Source organism: Pseudomonas sp. P5_A12 (assembly GCF_056400685.1).
In genome coordinates, this window is sequence record NZ_JBFUKU010000566.1 from 1 (window position 1) to 1,384 (window position 1,384).

The 1,384-nt window shown below is 59.1% G+C and carries 1 protein-coding gene and 1 pseudogene; both read right to left on the reverse strand.

Annotated features, from left to right (window positions below; translation table 11 throughout):
- Nucleotides 1–302 (reverse strand): annotated as a pseudogene (locus AC1DSG_RS31150) (ABC transporter permease); the annotation flags it as partial.
- Between the two features lie 96 nt (nt 303–398).
- Nucleotides 399–1,384: polyamine ABC transporter substrate-binding protein (locus AC1DSG_RS31155; RefSeq protein WP_477794292.1), on the reverse strand; the 986-nt coding region annotated here is incomplete at its 5' end.

Genomic DNA, 1,384 nt, shown 5'->3' on the forward strand with positions numbered 1-1,384 from the left:
TGATGGCGCCGCGGAGCACGGGCAATCGCATAGGCCGCGGGATAGCCGATCAGTACCGCAAACAGCGTCGCCAGCCCGGCGATCTTGGCCGATTTGAGCAGGATGCCGAGGTACAACGGATCAAACGCGCGCTGATAGTTTTCCCAGGTAAACAGCCAGTCGATGCCGCCGTAGGCACYGCGTTCGACGAAGCTGTAGACCAGCACCAGCACGCACGGCACCACCAAAAAGATCAGCAGCCAGCCGAAGCCGGGCGCAAGAAGCCAGGCCGACAGACGCCTGTCAGCATGCAAAGCACTCATTACCCATATCCTCCCGCCCCGGAACAGAGGCGGCTTGCGAGTGTGGCGAGGCATGCAGGCATACCTCGGTTTGATGCGGCTTACGTTTTTCGAGGCTTAGTTCTGTGCCGCCATGATTTCGGTGACGGTCCGGGTGTAGGCCTTTTGCGTAGTGCCACCGAGGTCGCGCAATTGCTCCATCTTCAACAGATCGGTCGGGGCGATGTTCAAGTTGGGGTATTGCTTGAGCAGGTCAGCCGACAAACCGGCCATTGCGGCCTGATTGGGGATTTTGTAGAGGATGTTTTCCGCGACCCAGGCGTGGTTTTCCTTGGCGAGCATGAAGTTGACGAACTTTAACGCCTCCTCCTGATGCTTCGAGCTTTTCAGCACGACCATGGTGTCTACCCAGAGGTCAGAACCTTCCTTGGGCACCACGAATTTGATCGCCGCGTTGGCCTGGGTGCCGTAGTTGCACCAGCCGTCCCAGGCATGCGCCATCAGCGATTCGCCGGAAGCGAGTTTCGAGTAGAAGGTGGTGTCGTCGAAGGCGAGGATGCGTTTCTTGGTGGCGATCAACTGGTCGCCGACGGCCGCGATGTGGCTTGGGTCGTTGTCGTTGACCGACCAGCCCTTGGCCAGGAAAGCGGCGCCGAGCATCCAGCGGTCGGTGGCAAGCATCGTCACTTTGCCTTTGAGCGCATCGCTCGGGTTGAGCAGTTCATTCCAGCTGGTGGGCGCCGGAGTCACTTTGTCGGAGCGATAGCAGATACCGGTCGTGCCCCAGGTATACGGCACCGAGAAATGGTTGCCCGGGTCATATTCAAGCTTGTTGGCTTCGGGATAGAGGTTCTTGAGGTTGGGAACCTTGACTGGATCGATATCCGCCAGCAGCCCCTGCTTGTGCAGGACTTCGGCGAACGGCGAGGAGACAAACACAACGTCATAGCCTTCACCGCCAGACGCCATCAGCTTGCCCATGATTTCTTCGTTGGTGGCGTGCAAGGCCTTGTCGACGGCAACGCCGCTGGCCGCCTTGAACTTGTCCAGCGCGTCCGGGGCCATGTAGCCGTCCCAGATGGAAATCACCATGTCTTTTGCAC